Origin of the sequence: Nostoc sp. (assembly GCF_036916975.1) — a bacterium.
GTDB lineage: Bacteria > Cyanobacteriota > Cyanobacteriia > Cyanobacteriales > Nostocaceae > Nostoc.
Genome location: NZ_JBALFF010000015.1, coordinates 1 through 18778, shown reverse-complemented (window position 1 = coordinate 18778; position 18778 = coordinate 1). Strand labels below are relative to the sequence as shown.

Annotated in this window: 13 protein-coding genes; 9 read left to right on the top strand and 4 right to left on the bottom strand. The window is 42.4% G+C overall.

Annotation, left to right across the window (positions count from 1 at the left end):
- Positions 1-86 precede the first annotated feature (86 nt).
- From pilM to V7K73_RS03455, 4 genes are all read left to right on the top strand, one after another.
- Positions 87-1193: a type IV pilus biogenesis protein PilM gene (pilM, locus tag V7K73_RS03470; protein ID WP_334877168.1), complete on the top strand. Its 1107-nt coding sequence runs from the start codon at positions 87-89 to the stop codon at positions 1191-1193.
- 4 nt (positions 1194-1197) lie between these two features.
- Positions 1198-1974: a PilN domain-containing protein gene (locus V7K73_RS03465; protein ID WP_334877166.1), complete on the top strand. Its 777-nt coding sequence runs from the start codon at positions 1198-1200 to the stop codon at positions 1972-1974.
- Positions 1971-2747 (top strand): pilus assembly protein PilO, encoded by a 777-nt coding sequence (locus V7K73_RS03460; protein WP_334877164.1) that lies wholly within the window; start codon positions 1971-1973, stop codon positions 2745-2747. Before V7K73_RS03465 ends, V7K73_RS03460 begins: the two co-directional genes overlap by 4 nt.
- A gap of 195 nt (positions 2748-2942) precedes the next feature.
- The gene (locus tag V7K73_RS03455; protein ID WP_334877162.1) at positions 2943-5465 is read left to right on the top strand and encodes an AMIN domain-containing protein; all 2523 of its coding nucleotides are present in this window, start codon (positions 2943-2945) and stop codon (positions 5463-5465) included.
- A gap of 1061 nt (positions 5466-6526) precedes the next feature.
- On the opposite strand, the gene V7K73_RS03445 is transcribed toward V7K73_RS03455, so the two are convergent.
- Complete coding sequence (locus V7K73_RS03445) at positions 6527-7204, bottom strand: Uma2 family endonuclease (protein ID WP_334877160.1); 678 nt, start codon at positions 7202-7204, stop codon at positions 6527-6529.
- A 108-nt stretch (positions 7205-7312) separates the two neighbouring features.
- Between V7K73_RS03445 and V7K73_RS03440 the strand changes: the two genes are divergently transcribed.
- From V7K73_RS03440 to V7K73_RS03425, 4 genes are all read left to right on the top strand, one after another.
- Positions 7313-7957 (top strand): Uma2 family endonuclease, encoded by a 645-nt coding sequence (locus V7K73_RS03440; RefSeq protein WP_334877159.1) that lies wholly within the window; start codon positions 7313-7315, stop codon positions 7955-7957.
- Positions 7958-8348: 391 nt separating this feature from the next.
- Positions 8349-8633, top strand: coding sequence for an HU family DNA-binding protein (locus tag V7K73_RS03435; RefSeq protein WP_010998076.1), 285 nt, complete (start codon positions 8349-8351; stop codon positions 8631-8633).
- A gap of 26 nt (positions 8634-8659) precedes the next feature.
- The gene (gene cobD, locus V7K73_RS03430; protein WP_334877157.1) at positions 8660-9718 is read left to right on the top strand and encodes a threonine-phosphate decarboxylase CobD; all 1059 of its coding nucleotides are present in this window, start codon (positions 8660-8662) and stop codon (positions 9716-9718) included.
- A gap of 204 nt (positions 9719-9922) precedes the next feature.
- Positions 9923-11377, top strand: coding sequence for a dihydrolipoyl dehydrogenase family protein (locus tag V7K73_RS03425; RefSeq protein ID WP_334877155.1), 1455 nt, complete (start codon positions 9923-9925; stop codon positions 11375-11377).
- Between the two features lie 663 nt (positions 11378-12040).
- Here V7K73_RS03425 and V7K73_RS03420 read toward each other — a convergent pair.
- Positions 12041-12748, bottom strand: coding sequence for a diacylglycerol/polyprenol kinase family protein (locus V7K73_RS03420; protein ID WP_334877153.1), 708 nt, complete (start codon positions 12746-12748; stop codon positions 12041-12043).
- 133 nt (positions 12749-12881) lie between these two features.
- Positions 12882-14648, bottom strand: coding sequence for a DUF3685 domain-containing protein (locus V7K73_RS03415; protein ID WP_334877151.1), 1767 nt, complete (start codon positions 14646-14648; stop codon positions 12882-12884).
- Between the two features lie 143 nt (positions 14649-14791).
- Between V7K73_RS03415 and V7K73_RS03410 the strand changes: the two genes are divergently transcribed.
- Positions 14792-17806: a pentapeptide repeat-containing protein gene (locus tag V7K73_RS03410; RefSeq protein ID WP_334877149.1), complete on the top strand. Its 3015-nt coding sequence runs from the start codon at positions 14792-14794 to the stop codon at positions 17804-17806.
- Positions 17807-17849: 43 nt separating this feature from the next.
- Here V7K73_RS03410 and V7K73_RS03405 read toward each other — a convergent pair whose 3' ends face one another.
- The gene (locus tag V7K73_RS03405) at positions 17850-18296 is read right to left on the bottom strand and encodes a Fur family transcriptional regulator (RefSeq protein WP_334877147.1); all 447 of its coding nucleotides are present in this window, start codon (positions 18294-18296) and stop codon (positions 17850-17852) included.
- Between the last annotated feature and the right edge of the window lie 482 nt (positions 18297-18778).

Genomic DNA, 18778 nt, shown 5'->3' with positions numbered 1-18778 from the left:
ATAAATTATCCGTAGAGACGTAATATATTACCTCTGTACGTACAACAAATTTAAATTTTCAATTTAGCAGTCCATCGGGCATAACTGTGGTAAAAAGCTTCAAAAGTCTGTTTGGCAAATCAAAAAAAGGAGTCGGCATTGAACTTGCTCCCGAACGGGTGAATGTAGTTCAGCTACGCAAGCAGGGTCAAGGCTTGAAACTTGAAACCTTTACATCGGTAGCAGTTCCAGATGGTGTAGTTACCGATGGTCAAATCACCGACCCCGCAGCAATGGCGCTATTAATCCAGCAGGCGCTAACTGAGAGCAAAATCAAAACTTCTCGCGTTGCCACTGGTGTACCAGGGCGAGATTCTATCGTTCGGATCATACCAGTGCCAGCAGAGTTAGATGATAAAGAACTGCGAGAAATGGTTCTCAACCATGAAGCAGGTTTATATTTACCCTATCCTCGTGAAGAGGCTGATGTAGATTATCAGAAACTTGGGTATTTTGTAGATGAAGATGGCATTGAAAAAGTACACGTACTTTTAGTTGCTACCCGCAAGGAGATAACGAATACCTATATAAGTACATTCGAGCAGGCAGGATTACAAATCGATATCTTAGAAATTAACAGTTTTGCTCTGATTCGGACTATTCGTGAGCAATTGCGACAATTTGGGCCGCAAGAAGCAGCTGTACTAGTTGATATAGAGTTCGACAGTACAGAAATTGCCATCATCGTTAACGGAGTGCCGCAATTTTCGCGCACAGTCCCAATCGGCACTTATCAAATGCAAACTGCCTTAGCAAGGGCAATGAGCTTACCCACATCACGAGATATGGAACTGTTACACGGAATGGTGATTCCCCCAAGTTCTCTAGACGGCGGGAAAACTGGGGTTACTGAAATCAATCCTGGTATGGCAGCCATATTGAGAGTATTGGGAGAACTAACGGATGAACTGCGCCGTTCCATCGATTTTTACCTCAATCAAAGTGAAAATTTGGAGGTAGCGCAGATTATATTAGCAGGGCCTGGAGGTGGACTTCAACAGCTAGATGAATTCTTTACCCAACGATTAAGCTTGCCAACTACCCAAATAGATCCAATCCTAGCTCTGTCCTTGGAAGTTGATACTGATAAATATCCACAGGTGCAACGCTCTGGCTTGGCGATCGTACTTGGTTTAGGAATGCGGGAGGTGTAACAAAATGTACAGCTTAGATGTTAACTTTCTTAAAGATCGCCCAGAATACCAGAAAAAGCCTGAGAGAAAGGGAGGAATATCCCTAAAGTTTCCTACGGGGGATTTGACACTACTGTATGTGGGAGTTGCAGTGGGTGTAGGTATTCCAGCTTTATTGGGGCTTGGTTGCTGGTTGTTGCAAGGGAAGATTGGTGAATTAGATGGTCGCATAGCACAACTAGACCAAGAAAGCAAGAAGCTAGATACAGAAATAGGGAATATTAATAAAATCAAAGACGAGACGAAGGCAATTAAAGGGGAAACCCAAGCTTTAGTTACTGTATTTGATCAAATTCGACCTTGGTCAGCAATGTTGCAAGATTTGCGCGATCGCATCCCAGCAGCAGTGCAAATTAAGAGCATCAGGCAAACCCCACCAATTGTACCAGAGGCAGGGCAACCACCAACCAATCGCGCCGGGGGATTACAAATTATCGGATTGGCTCGTTCTTTTAACGATGTCAATGATTTTTTATTGAGTTTACAACAGTCTCAATTCTTGAAGCCCACAGAAAGCAGAATTGTCACAGCAACGTTAGTAGATGCTCCCTTACCACCAGGCATGGGTAAACCTTCTAATGCTGTAACAATTAAGCTGCCCCAAGTAGTTGAATACACTATCCAATCGAGTATGAACGATGTTCCAGCTTCGGAATTAATCCAGGAATTGGAAAAAAAAGGCACAGTGGGGTTAGTGACTCGAATTCGTAGTATGCAACAAACAGGAGTCATTTCAAAATGACGCTGAGTGATGATTTAAATTTTGCCGAACAAAGTGGGGAATTCGAGCAGGCAACGCCAGCATCCCCTATGCTATTTGGTATTGCTTTCACGCCAAAAATTATTGGCATCATAGTGGCAGTAATTGGTTTGGCATCAGCAGGTTATATATTGTTAAACCTGCTGATGCCAGCTTTGGAAAGCTATCAGCAACAGCAAGCCAAAACCTCTGAACTGCAAGGGCAAATTGACCAAAAAAAAGCCAGTATCAAAGAGATTAGCAAAGTTAAAGATGAGCTAGCACAGGCAAAACAGCAAAAAGTTCAGGTTTTAGGTTTATTCGCTAACGAAAAAAGCTTAGATACATTGCTGTTGGATATGAACCGCTTAATTGAGTCTGGCAATACTCCAACTTCTATGAATGTAGTCAGAGCCAAACTGAAGAAATTTATGCCAGTTTCCCAAAAACCAGAACCAGTTACTGATGGAACTCTAGGACTACAGGTTGACGGTAAGCTGCAACGCAGCAATATCAATGCTGAAATAACAGGAACTTATGAGCAAACACAATCGATAATTCGTAACATTGAGCGTTTACAGCCTTTGTTAATAATTAAAGATTATCAATCAACCTTGGCTCCAGTAGAGTCAAAATCCGAATTGGATAAAACGCCGGCGCAGGTTGGCCCAGGAGCGATTAATACATCATTCCAGTTACAGGTATTGATGCCACTTACTCCAGAAGAAATAGCCGCAGCAGCAGCCGCAGCAGCTAAAACTGCTCCGAAAAAGTAGTCAACTTAGAGCCAGGGCGAATAACCAAGGGGCGAATAGAATTCGCGGCTACACAGGCAAAGTCCGCCTCCGCGGACTAAGGAGAAATTGAGGGTTTGAAACCCACGGAGGTGGGTTTTGCTTGTGTAGATGCGGTTTCTAACCGCCTTCTCAGAATTGTTTGTAAACAAGGTTTTATAAGGTGAGGAATGAACTGTGAAACAGCTTCACGGTAATAGTTTTATATTAGGTACTGCCGCTTTTGTATTTTTGGCAACTCAACCAGTTTCGGCACAAATTACTCAAGTTACTAATGTACAGTTAAATCCAGTTAACGGTGGAATTAGCGTTGCTTTGAAAACTTCTTCAGGGTCGCACGCCCAAGTTTTCACTACAAAAAGAGGCAAGACTTTAGTCGCAGATATCATCAATACTCAATTACGATTACCACAAGGTAAGAGTTTTCGTCAAGATAGCCCAGCACCAGGAATTGCATCTGTTGAGGTTAATCAGCTTGATGCCAATAGTATCCGGGTGACGGTAACGGGCAGCAATAATACACCTAGCAGTCAACCTGTGGTGCGATCGCAAAATGGAATTACACTCAGCTTTAGCCCATCGGGTGGCACTATAGCATCAGCACCAACGCCAACAGCGCCAACATCGACAGCAGCGCCTACTACTCCAGCCCAACCTGGTCAAAAGCCAGATGTTCTCGTTCCTAACCCGCAAATCACTATTGACGGACAACCGGCACAAGCTGCTGGCCCAGGTCAACCTCTGAGTCAGGCGAGTCAGGCTCCAACTTTCTTACCTAGAGCCGTCGCCCCACCAGTGGGAGATATTGCCATATCCGCCACTGATGCTTCTCCTAGCAGCATTGACTTAGGAACTCAAGAACGTGTACCCCGTCTAGTGCTGCGAGATGCGCCTGTGCGTGAGGTTTTGTCACTGCTTGCCCGTGCTGCTAATTTAAACCTGGCTTACGTGGGAGGTGAACAAGGTGCTGCTGCTAATGCACCAGCAGTTTCTCAAACAATTTCTCTAGATATAGAAAACGAGCCAGTCCAAGATGTGTTTAACTACGTTTTGCGCTTGAGTGGTTTAGAAGCTAACCGCAGTAATCGCACAATTTTTGTAGGGGCTAAACTACCCAATTCCACCCGTGACATGGTTATGCGTAGTCTGCGACTCAATCAAGTTTCAGTGGGAGTAGCCCTGAACTTTTTGGTTGGTTTGGGGGCAGAAAGTGCCGTCAGCCGCGAACGACAAGTTACCAGCGTTAATGCTGTACCTGTTGGGGCTGGAGCTACGCCTATCACCCAAACTCAGACGACGACGGAAACCAGAGTTGAAACTCAACGTGTTACTTTTACAGACTCTAACCCATTACTTAGAGGTCTACAGGCATTAGGAGATGAGCGCACCAATTCCTTAACCTTGATTGGTTCTCCCCGGCTAGTTGATATGGCGATGGCTCAACTAACTCAGCTTGATATCCGCCGTCGTCAAGTGGTAGTTAACGTCAAGATTATCGATGTTAATCTCAATAACACCCAGGACTACAACACTAGCTTTTCTTTTGGGATTGGCAACAACTACTTTAGCAATGATGGCGGTGCAGCAAGTTTAAATTTTGGCGGTTCAAGGCCAGTTACTAGTGTTGAAGCGAGAACCAATCTAAGCGGTGGTACGCCTGTTACTGCTAATCCCTATAGTGGTAGTAATACTTTCCTGGATTTAAATAACTCCACTTCTATTGCAGGAACTGGAATAGGCAACAGAACAATTGTGAATGGGCAGTTAACAAACGATATACCAGGAGGATCTCAATCATTCTATAACAGTCGAGCGGGGGTTTCAGGGAATCCATTTCAAGGGGGTATTACTGACATTACCCAGGGAACACCAAATGTAACCACTATTACAGATGTTCCTGCCGTTGCTGGTACTGCTGCTGTTCCTGCTGTTGTTAATGCACAAGGTGTTGTGGTTGTACCAGCAGTTCCTGCTACTGCTGGTACTCCAGCCAGTAGAGTTACTACCTTCGCACCAGGAGTTTTGGGAACAGCAACATCTGCTCTACCATCTCTGTACCAATTCCCCAAACGTCTTCTCACTAGCTTGCAAGCTCAAGTGACAAATGGCAATGCCAAGATTTTGACTGACCCAACCTTAATTGTCCAAGAAGGTCAGCAGGCTCTTGTCAATCTGACCCAGGAAGTGGTGGGAAATATAACCCTCCAAACAACAGATACTTCTGGTGGTTCTAGGACAGAAAGAACAATTCAAAAACAAAAAGTTGGCTTAACCTTGAATGTGAAAATTGACCGGATTGATGATAATGGTTTCGTTTCTCTATCGGTTGCTCCTACTGTCAGCGCTCCCACAGCTTCACAAGATACTGGAAATGGACAAATTATTTTAGTGTCTGAGCGCTCTCTTACTTCTGGCTTAATTCGCTTACGAGATGGTCAGACATTAATTCTCTCAGGCATTATTCAAGACCAAGATCGGACAACTATCTCCAAGATTCCTATTTTGGGTGATCTTCCCCTACTTGGTGCGTTGTTTAGAAGTACAAACAGACAGAACCAACGCAATGAGGTAATTGTATTACTCACGCCTCAAATTATGGATGACACTGATAACTCCTCCTACGGCTATAACTACACCCCCAGCCCAGAAGTGCGGCAAATCCTTGAGCGTCAAGGGTTGAAGGTTCCTGGCAGGCAATAAAGATAATGAGCAGGTGAGTTAGTTCTGGCAAAAACTCAGATCCCCGACTTCTTTAAGAAGTCGGGGATCTTCTTGTTCACAAGTAAGATTAAATCAGGACTTACGCAAAAAGCCAGTGAAAGCGCCTTGATTTACCGTCTGACAATTCATGAATTGCCCCTACATTTCGTACCTGATGCTCAGACCTAACCCCCAATCCCTTCCTTACTAGGGAAGGGGAGCAAGAATCAAAGCCTCAAAAAGATTTTAAAAAATATGATTTTTGAGATTGTAAGCCAAGATTCAACAGATAATGTTCTGACTTGTTGAATACGCTGAAAGTCGCTATCGGCTGAGATAATGGTGAGATTTTGTTGCAGAGCAATAGAAGCAATCCATAAGTCATTTTCACCAAAACTTAAATCAGTTATCTTAGTTTTTCTGCGCTTGCTTTTTTCTTTTGGTGCAAATTGATTGAATAAAGCAGCTTTGAGTTGACCATAAATATTAGCAGTTTGCTAATCAATATTGTAAATATAAATACCTCTAATAAAATTTTGTACTAATGCTAAATTACTTTGTTGCCTTTGAGAACGTGTTGCCATATCTATTAATTCTCCCTCGACAATGACACAAGTTGAAACTAGACTGTTTTCAACCTCAGCAAGGCGACTTAATATATTGACATTACCTAAAATAGCTAGACTACAGTGATTTGTATCGATTAGGTACATTCTTCAAAAGGATTCTCTTCATTGAATTCTGCTTGACCACGGCTACCTATTACTAGGTTCAGACACTCTTCTAAGTCATCACCTTCCCAAGTCCCTATAGTTTTCAGATGTTCTAGAAGTGAGCTTCCTGTGGAATTAATAGTAGTATGACTAGCAAATTCTACTTGATATTGTGTTGGTTATATTTGGGTTTGCTTTGTTTTCAAAAAACGTAAAAAATTAAGCGTTTCAGTCAAAAGCGCATCTGGTGCTGATTCAATTTCTTCGATAAGTTGTTCTTTTGTTTTCATATTTACACCTCTTGAACTCACATTCTTTAATAGTATAAAACAGCAATTAAGATTGTGGCTACGTTGGTAGACCTCCAGCTTGAAAAATCTGTTCGGCTGTTAAATTCAATTCCGCAAAAGTAGGCGAGACGATGCGATTAGTGCCTCTAAATTGAGTCACTTGGTATTCACCATCGATTAATTGATAAATAGATATAGTAGGCTGTTTAGGGTTGCCAGTGAACTTTTTAGCGCCTAGACCGAGATAATCTATAATCCAATATTCAGGAATTCCAATACCTTCATACTTACCCTGTTTTGTGTAGTAGTCATCATCCCAGTTGGTACTACCCCTTACGGGTTCGTCAGTTGCTTCAACGCGGGGAACCCGCGCAACGCACTGACTCACTACCTCAACTACTAAAGGAATTGATGCTGCAAGGCTTACAGTTGATTGTTTTTTCCATAGCGGCTCATTCACTAAATTAGGGCGATTGAGTAATAGCACATCTGGGGAATAGGCAGATTCGGAATTAGTTGGTTTAATGAGCGCAGTTTTGGGGATTGTATAAGGTAAATTTAATCGGTCAAATTCTACTGTTAGTTTTCTTGCTATAAAACCAACAATATCCTCATGGTCTCCTACTGGTTGTGCCATTTCAACAATCACTCCATCATGTAATTCATATCTTCCACCTTCGGGTCGCCAGGCTGCAAAATCTTCAAATGTTACTAGTTTTGGTATGGCTTGAGTCATAATTTATTACCCCTATTAGTCGTTTCGATTATATCGCTTTCTTAGGTTCAGCCTTAACAGTAATATTAAAGGGTACAGTACTCGAAATTTGTTGAAAAGAACTAAATTATGGTGGCAATAATAACATCCGCCGAAAATCGGGTTTTACTCCAAAACATCAGCTGGCAGACATTTAAAACCATGCTGGCTGAAATGGGTTCAGAACGTAATTCCCGATTTGCTTATGACAATGGAACGATAGAAATTATGACCCCACAAATGCCGCACGAGAACTCAAATCGCTTAATAGAAGTTTTTGTTGGTGTATTGTGCGAAGAGTTGGGTTGGGAAATTAAACGCGCTGGTTCATTAACTTTAACGCGAGATGATTTAGAGAAGGGAGCCGAGCCAGATAGTAGCTACTATATTCAAAATGAAGCGTTAGTTCGAGATAAAGAAAATATTGACATCGCCACCGACCCACCCCCTGACCTGGTGGTAGAGGTAGAATATTCCAGGTCTGCAATAGACAAGCTCAGGCTTTATGCTGCGATGGGAGTCCCGGAGTTTTGGCGCTATAACGGCAGTGTATTGCGAGTCTACACCCTTGCTGGTGGACAATATTCAGAAGTCCAAACCAGCCCTACTTTCGCGCCTGTGTCGGTGAAGGAGATTCCTCGGTTTATTCAAGAAGCGAAGAAGAATGGGGAAATTGCTACTACCGGCGCTTTTCGGGTTTGGGTGCAACAAAAAATTTCTAGTGGGAAACAGTAAATATTAATTAATCTCAGCAATAACTCTTCACCATCGGTAATAAATCCCAACAAATACTAAGCATCCTCTACCTCATCACTATCCTGTTTTCTTGGCAATGGGGGTTTGTACTAGGTATTTTTTCCTAGTTTTGGGGTGGTTTTGAGTGAAACAACACCCTAAAATTACAAAAAAACCTGAAATCTATATAAATTAATGGTTTCATCTATCCACATCAGGCTACAACACCTTAGAATGATTCATTGAAAAGTCGAGCCGATGGGATGTACAGGCGTTTTGAGTAAAGCTACCCCCAAAGGATGATTTTTGTATTTTCGCAAACAAAGATTTCAGTACAGATGCATCAGGGTGCATCCGTAAAGAATCTCAAGTAAACCTTCAGGAGTTTGATATGAACAAAGGTGAATTAGTTGATGCCGTAGCTGAAAAAGCTAGTGTTACCAAGAAACAAGCGGATGCAGTCTTAACTGCCGCTTTGGAAACGATTATTGAAGCGGTTTCCTCTGGTGATAAGGTAACATTAGTGGGATTTGGCTCTTTTGAATCACGGGAACGTAAAGCCCGCGAAGGTCGCAACCCGAAAACAAATGAAAAAATGGAAATTCCAGCGACGAGGGTTCCTGCCTTCTCGGCAGGAAAACTGTTTAGAGAAAAGGTAGCACCCCCAAAAGCATAGGTTCTGTCTTCGGGAACCCTTTTTTAATGCGGCAACCTGCACACGGGGGAAATTTAGCCTGGGCAGCAGCACTGGCTGGCTGTCCCCCTGATGCTATTCTGGATTTTTCTGCTAGCATCAGCCCGTTGGGGCCTCCAAATAGCGCGATCGCTGCTATACTGTCCCAAATTGGTAATCTTAAGCACTATCCAGACCCCAACTATAGTGAACTGAGACTAGCTCTCAGTCACTTCCATCAATTGCCGCCTGAGTGGATTCTGCCGGGTAATGGCTCCGCAGAATTACTCACTCTCATAGGTAGGGAATTAGCTCAATTAGCCGCGACAATTTTAATCACTCCAGCCTTTGGCGACTACTACCGAACCCTGAAGGCGTACAACGCTAAAGTGCTGGAGTGTCCTTTGTTATTAGTCACTGGTCATTGGTCATTGGTCATTGACAAAGGACAAAGGACAAAGGACAAAGGGCTATTGCTGAATAATCCCCACAACCCAAGCGGAAAACTATTCTCGCGGGAGTCTATTTTGCCCTACCTGGAGCAATTTGCTTTGGTGGTGGTGGATGAAGCATTTATGGATTTTGTGCCGCCTAATGAGGAACAAAGCCTGATTCCGGTGGTGCAGGAATATAGGAATTTAGTAGTATTGCGATCGCTAACCAAATTTTACAGTCTTCCTGGACTGCGATTAGGATATGCGATCGCCCACCCCGACTGCCTAGCTAAATGGCAGCTATGGCGTGACCCTTGGCCTGTAAACACCCTAGCGGCGGCGGCGGCAATTGCGGCACTTCAGGATACGGAGTTTCAGCAGCAAACCTGGGCATGGCTACCACCTGCACGAAACCAACTCTTTCAGGGCTTGGCTGAAATACCAGGATTACAACCCCAAGTAAGTGCTGCTAACTTTTTACTGGTTGAGTCTCAACAGTCTACATCGCAGTTACAGCAACAATTACTCCAGCATTACCAGATTTTAATCCGCGATTGCCTTAGTTTTAAAGAACTAGGCGATCGCTTTTTCCGGGTTGCTGTACGTTCCCACGCCGATAATCAACGCTTACTAACAGCGTTAAAAGAAAGTTAGGAGTTGAAAGAGAGTTAGGAGTTATAAGTTAGGAGTTATAAATTGAAGAAGGGTTTTAATTCCTAACTCCTAATTCTTAACTCTTAACTCTTAACTCTTAACTCTTAACTCCAAACTCCTAACTCCAAACTCCTAACTCCAAACTCCTAACTCCAAACTCCTAACTCCTAACTCCTAACTCCTAACTCCTAACTTTAAATTAACGTGACCGTTGACTACGATGTTGTAATTATTGGCGGCAGTCTTGCTGGATACTACGCTGCTCTTGCTGCAACCCAACTACATGCTACAGTTGCCCTGGTGGAACCTAAAGTAGACTACGGGTTGACTAATCACCATGCTCTTACCGAAATCGGGAAACTAGCGCAGAAGTTGAATGATGCAGCTAGTTTTGGGATTCATGCCACACACACTGATACCTCAGAAAAATGCCACATATCTATGGCATGGCAAGAAGCTATGCTGTATGCTCAATGCGTCGCCTCAAATCTCAAAGAACACCATTCTCCAGCCATCCTAGCCGCGCAGGGAGTCGATGTTATTTTTGGCAGTGGTCAATTTCAATCTTCACCACAACTGACTTTTGCGGTTAACAATCGCCTATTACGCGCCCGTACCTATTTGCTAGCTTGTGGTTCGCGTCCAGAAATTCCAGATATTGAAGGATTGCAAACCACTGGCTACTTTACGCTATCTAATATTTGGCAATCCTTCCAGGGAGGGACATTACCCAAAAATTGGGTAATTATCGGCGGAATTCCCCAAAGCATTGAAATTGCTCAAACTTTAGCGCGGTTTGGTTGCAGTGTGACGCTGGTAGTCAAGCATCCATATCTTTTACCCAATATTGACCCTGAGATAGCCATATTGCTTCAGGCACAGTTGGAAGTCGAAGGTGTGCGCGTCTTCACTGATAAACCAGTGACTCAGGTAAGACTAATTGAGGATAAAAAGTGGGTTCAAGCAGGAGATAAAGCTATTGAAACTGATGAAATTTTAGTGGCGACTGGACAACAGCCGAATATTGAATCTCTAAATTTGGCAACAGTAGGTGTGAAATGGCATCGGCGTAGCTTGGTAGTTAATGATAAACTGCAAACCACTAACCACCGCATTTACGCCTCTGGTGATGTAATTGGTGGTTACGACTTTGCCAATATCGCAAATTATGAAGCAAAAATTGCCTTGAATAATGCCCTGTTTTTCCCCAGGTTACGAGTAGATTATCGCTTCATTCCTTGGGCAATGTTTTCTGTGCCGATGGTGGCGCAAGTGGGTTTAACAGAAGCGCAGGCAAAACGTTTTTTTAGTCGAGATAAAGTTTTAGTTTTGCGACAATATTTTAAAACAGTGGCAGCAGCCCAACTTCGGAACGAAACCACTGGGATGTGTAAATTAATTGTGCTAGACAACGGTGAAATTTTGGGAGCTTCGATATTGGGGGCAGAAGCTGGAGAGTTGATTAATTTGATTGCCTTGGGAATGTCCCAAAAAATTAAAGTCAAAGATTTAGCAAATTTATCTCCTGTGTATCCGAGTTTTTCAGAAATTCTCGAACAAGCTGCAAGAGAGTGGAGTAAGCAAAGGTTAAATAGCAATATGGCTTTGCAAGAGTTTTTAGAAGGCTTCTTCCATTTTCGCCGCAATTGGAATTTGTGAGTGGGAGTTATACCAATTCACGAAAATCCTCCTGATACATATAGATTTCTCGTAGAGGCCAGGCAATGCCCATTGGTGCCATATTTAAGCTAATTTAGTTTAGGAACGTAGATTAAATAAAATGCAAAACTTCATCTTCTATCTAGCTTCCCTCTCCTTTATAAGGAGAGGGATTGAGGGTGAGGTAACCCAGGGACATAATTTGTATGTTATTTAATTCTTATTCCTTAACTGCTGTCCGTGGGTTGAAGTCCCCCGGTTCAATAAAAAAGCAAGTAATGCGATTGGGGACTGCGAATGCAAAGTTGCTCCTGTAGTGCGCTCCGCGCATCCTGCGCCGGGGGAAACCCCAAGACCGCACTTTGCGCTAAATCGCACGTTGTAATGCGAGTCGGAAACGGTCCCCACAACAGCACTCTTCATTACAAAACAAAATTTACGTAAAGCCTACGGCAACGCTTGGCTTAACGCGGAGCGTGCCGGAGGCTCTATTACGAATTACGAATTATTTAACTGTTGGGTTAACTCACCCGCCTGGAACTGAAGTTCAAGGCTAACAGCTAAAGTCTACTGAAGTAGACTAAAGATTTTTGGGGATATTTAGTCATCAACAGAAGACTTTTGTTATTATCGGAAGTTGAGCCTTTGAACTCGGAAGTTGGTTTAAAACCCTTGCATTATTAGCCACACTACCCCAGCCGCTACTAGAGGCACACTGAGGTTATCTGTGCCGTGAGGTGAGACTCCCTCTGCTAAGGTGGCGAAAGTAGCAGTTATTACCGCCGTCAATAAGGCCCATGCCAAACTAAAAGGTTTTGCTAGGGGACTCAGCGAGGAACCTGGTAGTAGCAACAGCACTAAGAAAATCACTACTGTACTCGCCACAAACATTGTTGCTGAACCTTCCCAGGAACGCACAGAATTTCCCACTTGGTATTTATGCTGCCCGAAGCGTCTACCGATTAATGCTGCTAGTGCATCACCCCAGGTCATCGCCATTATCCCAGCAACTGCGATCGCAACGCTATCTACTGGCCCATCTGGTCGCCACAGTAGCCCGAAAAGCAGTGTCACTGAGATAGCGAAATAAACTGTACCAGGGGAGCTATCCTGGGTATCCATTGCGCCGATGATTCGGTAGCGGTAAAACAGGTAGTTGAGTCCGATAAAGCTCGCAAAAGGTATAATTCCAATTTCCCAATGCTTAAACAGCAGCAGGACACCGAAAACCCACATCCCTGCACCAATATGGATTACCTTCCGGGTCAAATCCGGCTTTACACCAAACAGCCTACGCAGTCCCTCGCCAATAACGAGCAGACTAGTCGCGTAAATATAAGAAATTGCTAGCCCGATAAAATCATTTGTCATTTGTCATTAGGACTTACGCAAAAAACCTCTCAAACTCTTATTCCTCCGTGTCCTCTGCGTCTCTGTGGTTCGATTTTCCCTTACCTGTGCGTAAGTCCTGGTCATTTGTCATTTGTCATTCGCCTCATCTCCCTCACTTAGATCGATCGCTATTTCGTCTCAAGTTTTTTTCTACTAACGAAACACTACCAATACCTTGAAGAATACCACGACCGATTAAACCTAAACCTCTACCAATTATTTGGGTGAGAATGAAGACGATACCGCTACCTATAAAAGCTAATAGTGATTTTAAACGCGGTGCGATCGCATCACTAAATTCTAAAAGCAATGTCACTACTAAAGGAATATTAGAAAGTTTTCCTAATTCCTGATTTCGCGGAGCATAAACTGATGTATTGGCAATACCACGAGGCGCAATTACAAATAGTTCGTAGCGACTTTCAAAAACGGCTTTTGGCTCACTTATATAATTTTTTAATCGATATTTCCACGACAAATCATTTCTAAATCGTTCAATCTCTCTTGTGGAAATTAATTGCCGTCCATAAAAATTTTGCTTAATCGCCTCTACATCTGCTAAAGAATTTAACAGTGGTTGCGCTACCCCATTCGCTACCTGAATCAATAAGTTCTCTAAAATCATTAATGCTTGGGACTTGGCTTCAGCGCTGACTACTGGATAAGAGGTATTATCAATGTTCAATTCTGTTTGAAACATCAGATAGGAATACAATTCAAAAACTAAGGGAATTTTATTAAGAATATCTCTTTGCACAACTTCTATACTTGGCAATAAATAATTAACAATTTCTATGTTTTGATTTCCTACGTTTATCCGAGAAAACTTGCCAAAAAAATCTGTAATTGCTGCTTGCCATAACTCGCTTAATAATCTAAATCTGACTTCATATAATTGATTCATCTCTATTTTAGAAGCACCCAATTCATCCAACTGTTCAGCCAGTTTTTGCAGGATAATATAAAGTAATTCTCGTTTTTTATCTTCACGAAATATGTCAATTTCTAAAGGTATATCTGTGACATTTCTTAAAGGAAGTTGAAGTTTGGTAACACAAGATGCAAATAATGCAGATTGTAATGTTCCCGGACTAAGTAAAGGTGACATTTGCCTTTGTTGAATGGCACTACTCAACAAAGGATTGAGAGGCGGCTCATCAGCAACGGGAATATCTGATTGCTTTTCTTGTGATGAAACCAACAATCGATTTAGCAACCAACGAGCCGCTAGCAGTTCTCGCCTCTGTCCAGCTAGAATTGCTCGATCTAATACTGGTAGTCCGGGAACTTGTAATTGTGCTGTTACTGCGGCTAGGCTAGCTTCAATGTGAGCAATTCCTGACAAACGGAAATTATTTCGGAGTCTATATAAAGGGAGGGAGGAGTTAGGAGTTGGGAGGGGGGAGTTAGGAGTTGGGAGGGGGGAGTTGGGAGTTATTATTGCTTGCGTGTCGTGGAACCAATAATCACCACGATTTGCAACTTCTTGCATGGCGGCGACTAATTCAGGAAGTGGTGTACCTTTGGGGCAGTAGCCATTAATACCAATAGATTTGGCAGCTAATAGCAGTCCTTGTTCTTGAATAGAACTGAGAAGCAAAATTGGCAGGTTGGGATATAAGGCTTTGAGTTGGCGACAGAATTGTAAACCTAGCTGCTGACTGGTGGTGGAGCGACCATTACCGAATTCCAAAACTACCAAATTTACCTGATTTGGGTCTTCTTGGGCAATTTCTGCTAAAATCTGCAAGGCAGTAGTATCATTTTCTACCACTGCTGTTATTTCTAGGTTAGGAATTGCTTCTAGAGCTACCCGTAATCCCAAACGAAAAATCGGGTCTTGATCGATTAACAATAATTTTATCGGGCGATCGCTCATAGTCTACTCAGTTACACAAGCACTGTTTTTTACCAATCAGAAAACAACTTTGATACAAAATTTTGTCTTCCCCATTGTTACCTGTTTTCGCAAACTGATAAATCGATCATAATTGCCTTATGCAGCCATCACTGTGTAATTAAATGAACTTGAGTATTCGGCACTGGTTGGCAGAACGCTATATCACAATCAATCAAATTAGAGGATTTTCGGCGGGACAATTGGCAGGTATTGCCTACCGGATTGTTCAGGAGATGGAAGTCAAAAGCTTGATGCCTTTTGATATCTGTACTTTGGTAGAGGTTTTAGAACTGCCTTTAGCTGTTGTTTGGCAAGAAATCAATGTCATTTCCCAATTGACAGCAAACCTGTTGCGTAGCCTCAGCCAAAAAACCCTGTTAAAACTTAACGAAAGTACATGGCTAGCCTTTCAAATTGCCTATCTCCAAGCTTTGCAAGCAATTATAGAGCAGGAAGCAAGCTTGCAAAGACCGTGGTTAGACCGAGCAAATATACCCATACCGAAGGAGGAAGTGGGTATCACCCTCCAAGATCGGCAATTGCAAGGGTTACTAAAAACTTTCAGTGCAGGTAAATTAACTGACACTCAAGCTGAACAAGCGCTGTCTTTGGTTGCCGATTCATTACTAATGCAACAAATAAATAACGCTACAATAGCTTGGTTAGTTGCCAATGGTGCAGAGAAACCGGAAGCTAAACTGTTAACACAGCGTTTGCTCAACTCACTTTTTGGTCACTTACTGGTAGTTGTTAGTGAGAATGCTGCACCTTTAGCTCAACTGCAAAAATTTTTTGGTTTAGGGATTTCATTATCTCCCAATTTGATCGCCGCAGAAGTGGGTTCTATAGCCACTGATAAAATTGATTTGCACCGAGAACATTATCGTGCAAGTTTGATTAAAAACCTCAGTATGCCTTTGCTGATAGAATCCTTTGCCCTCAAGGATATCTATGTTGCACAAAAAGGCTTACCAATAGACGAAAGTATTTCTGAGCAAGATACAAAAACTCTTAAGCCAGTTGATTTAAAAACATGGGCGCAGCAACAACTAGCTGATTTAGAAACGATCGCTCTGATTGAGTCGGAACCTGGTTATGGAAAAACTAGTTTTTGTCAACTTTGGGCTGCACAGGTAGCACAAGAATTTTACCCTAATTGGATGCCTATACTAATTAGGTTACGAGATGTAACTTATGGCAAAACTTTCATCGAAACCCTAAATTCTGCCTTTAGTGTTGATCTTTTAACTTGGTTACAGCAAGAAAATCTCCCTTGTTTGTTGCTGCTGGATGGTTTGGATGAACTACCCCCTTCGGCTCATGGTATCAGGGCAAAAGCAATTTTTATTCAGCAATTACTGAACTTTCAATTTCAGTACCGACACAAAATTTTCTTAACGAGTCGATCAACGACATTATCAGAAATTGCTCCAGAAATACCATTGCCATTGAAGCGAATTATCATTCAGCCGTTAGATGGAAAGGAACTCAAACAATGGTTTCAGCAGTGGACAAAAGTACAATCGTTAGCGATCGCTCAAAATTTATTTATATTCTTAAAACAGGCGGGCTTACTTAACAGTCAATCAAAGTTAAGAGAATTATCTGTGCTTGTCCATCAACCCCTGATACTGCATTTGTTGGGCATTTTACACCGAGAGGGACTGCTAGATGATGAACTATTAGACTTAGCTGCTAATAACCCAAAGTCTTCTCTTTTATGGGAAATTCATCATCGCCTGAGTCGATGGTTGTTGGGCTATCCGCTAACTGGCGGTATTAAAACGATGCTACTGCGATCGGGATTGGCTCATATCCACCGGACTCCAGAAGCGATCGCTAATTTACTCGCTAATCGTCATCCCCAAGATTTACTTGAGCAGATGCAAGCGATCGCTCTGAAAATTTTACACTCACAACGTCATCAAATTATTTTGCCTGGTGAATTTCATCCTCTACCAGAGTTTTATTTTAAAATTCGGAATTTAGAAAGCCCAGCAAAAACTAGTTTAATTGAGTTTTCGCATGTCAAGTTAGGAGAATACCTTTGTGCAGAGGCTGTGACTGCTGAGTTAAAATTACTAACTCAGTGCCAAGATGAGGTTTATGGCAGGCCCACTTTTGTGGTTGATTCTCCTCATGATGTAGCCCAGCGTATTTATAATTTACTGGGTTACGGCATACTTAGCCAAGAAATTGAGGAATTGGCGATGCCTGCGGGGGGCTGCGCCTACGCAATTTTACGCCGGGAGCAAAAGCACAAGTTTTCTTTTGAAGTTTTGTCCCAACGGCTTTTATCTTTCTGGCGTGCTTACTGTCAAGGCTATTGGTTCGATGAAGGGATAGCCCACAAAGCTTTGACTTATTTTCACGCACTACAAAACCCGGTGAATGTTGAGCAGGTGAATGCTGCGGTGGGACTGAATGTGTTTTTATTGCTTTGTGCTTGCTACCGAGAAACAAAAGTTCCCTTTTGTCCTTGTGGGAATCCAATCAATTTGGCAGAATTCAATCCAGAGGCTTTAAGTGCGCTGATTGCTAGAACAAGCCTTTTGCATAAAAGTGCCTTCGTAACCCGAATTAAGTCTCTGGCTGGACTCGATTTATCAGGAGCATCTTTGTTACAAGTAATGTTAACTAGGGTAAATCTTGAGCAGACAAACTTATCCAATGCGGAGTTAATCGGGGCGAATCTCGCAGGTGCAAACCTTACAGGCGCAAACCTCGCAGGGGCAAACCTGCAACAAGCAAACCTTGCAGGTGCAAACCTGCAACAAGCAAACCTCGCAGGTGCAAACCTGCAACAGGCAAATCTTATGGGGACAAATCTTAATTCTGCCAATCTCACTAACGCCTGCTTATTTGATGCCATTATCGCTGAGACTGACAAAAAATTAATCATCGATAATGATGCTTTCTTCTCCCAAGGATCGTTTGAAAGATTGAAGCATTTGCGATTGCAGCAGCCTTTCTTAAATACCGTCAAAATTGTCACAAACACAGATAATAATTGGAACAAACTCCCTGCGATCGGACTAATTGAAAGCTCTGAAGGCACAATTTTACCAGGAGATTTATATGACGATAATCATACCGATGATGAGACAATTTTTGGCAATAATTCTATTGAGGAATAGGGAATCGGGAATCAGTTCATTCCCCTCATCGCCCTCATCGCCCTCATCCCCCTTCCGGGTTCCGGTAGCCAATAAAGTTAATACTGTAATCAGTAATCCGCACTCCTGTTTCTTCTTCAATTTTGCGGATTAACTCTTCTGGCAGTTCCACATGAACATCAAGAATTTGATTTGTATCTATACAGTTTACATGACTATGAGAATCACTGATATTGCCGTATAAACGCCCATCACAGCGTTCAATACACTCAATGATGCTCTGACTGGATAATGCTTCTAAATTTTGATAAACAGAGGTATGACCGATATCTTTACCTTGTTGGTTTAAGCGATCGTAAATCTCTCTAGCAGAAAGATGTTCATTTGCTTGCCAAAGTAATTCCAGAATAAAGCGACGCTGGCGGCTGACGCGCATACCCAGTATTTGGCACTGCTCAAGCGCATCTTCTAGAGAACGAATTGGTTTTGGAGAAATTGTTTGTTTTTGCATATTACAGCTTCTTAACTGTTGAGGGAATTTTCCCATTTAAATCTTTATTGCTTATTTATATGCAATGATATTGCACACTACTTTTTCACCTGTAATTGTGTTTTGGCTTTTGATGCTGCGGAAGTTACAGGTTGCGATAATGATTTTTTGGATTATTGATGGCTACTTTGACAGACCTTCATCTAAAACAAACTCATTACAACTTTAACTTAAAATTGCTATAAATGTCCACCTTGGGAAAAGCAACGCCTGCCCAAGTAAGGAACGTAGATTAAATAAAATGCAAAACTTCATCCTCTATCTAGCTTCCCTCTCCAATATATCGGAGAGGGATTGAGGGTGAGGTAACCCAGGGACATAATTTGTATGTTATTTAATTCTTATTCCTAAGTAGGTAGGCAAGATAAAACCAAACTATGTAACGAAAAGTAAAATCTCTGTATTTGGCTCGTAGTTGCGCTTTAGCGCATCCGGATAAAGAT

Excerpts from the sequence above, each read along its gene's own strand:
- V7K73_RS03465 (WP_334877166.1), top strand. The coding sequence starts at position 1,198 with ATGTACAGCTTAGATGTTAACTTTCTTAAAGATCGCCCAGAATACCAG.
- V7K73_RS03460 (WP_334877164.1), top strand. The coding sequence starts at position 1,971 with ATGACGCTGAGTGATGATTTAAATTTTGCCGAACAAAGTGGGGAATTC.
- V7K73_RS03445 (WP_334877160.1), bottom strand. The coding sequence starts at position 7,204 with ATGACTCAAGCCATACCAAAACTAGTAACATTTGAAGATTTTGCAGCC.
- V7K73_RS03440 (WP_334877159.1), top strand. The coding sequence starts at position 7,313 with ATGGTGGCAATAATAACATCCGCCGAAAATCGGGTTTTACTCCAAAAC.
- V7K73_RS03435 (WP_010998076.1), top strand. The coding sequence starts at position 8,349 with ATGAACAAAGGTGAATTAGTTGATGCCGTAGCTGAAAAAGCTAGTGTT.
- cobD (WP_334877157.1), top strand. The coding sequence starts at position 8,660 with ATGCGGCAACCTGCACACGGGGGAAATTTAGCCTGGGCAGCAGCACTG.
- V7K73_RS03420 (WP_334877153.1), bottom strand. The coding sequence starts at position 12,748 with ATGACAAATGATTTTATCGGGCTAGCAATTTCTTATATTTACGCGACT.
- V7K73_RS03415 (WP_334877151.1), bottom strand. The coding sequence starts at position 14,648 with ATGAGCGATCGCCCGATAAAATTATTGTTAATCGATCAAGACCCGATT.
- V7K73_RS03410 (WP_334877149.1), top strand. The coding sequence starts at position 14,792 with ATGAACTTGAGTATTCGGCACTGGTTGGCAGAACGCTATATCACAATC.
- V7K73_RS03405 (WP_334877147.1), bottom strand. The coding sequence starts at position 18,296 with ATGCAAAAACAAACAATTTCTCCAAAACCAATTCGTTCTCTAGAAGAT.